The sequence below is a fragment of the Clostridium sp. genome (genome assembly GCF_036643715.1).
GTDB lineage: Bacteria > Bacillota > Clostridia > Clostridiales > Clostridiaceae > Clostridium.
This window is the reverse complement of sequence record NZ_JAVXRL010000002.1, coordinates 155,434-155,913: the sequence shown is the minus strand read 5'-3', so window position 1 is coordinate 155,913 and position 480 is coordinate 155,434.

Genomic DNA, 480 nt, shown 5'->3' with positions numbered 1-480 from the left:
CATATAGGCTCATATAGTCATAAATTATGGATTTAATAGGTAAAAATATATAAAAACAATAAGATTACACAAAAATGCTTTGAAGAAATAAGGAATACTAATATGTACTATAAGCATCTAAAGTAGGCTTTTATTATGGATTTAGTACTAAGAATATATATATAGAATAAAATAAAACATTTGTATTGTGTAAATTACAAAAATTATATTGATAATGTGTTTATTATGCTTATTTATTTAATTGAAATTTTCCAATAGAAGTTTATATAGGTAATAGAATAAAGTTATATGTTTGAACATCGGCTACAGCACATATATTTTATAATATTAAAATGTATTTTAAATTAAGTCATAACCTATATATATTACAAATATATATATAAATATTAGATTATAAAGGGGTGGGGTTATTTGAAAGATTTTTTATATTATGAAGAAGGAAAGCCGGTAGTTTCTAAGTCGGATAGTAGATTAATTAAT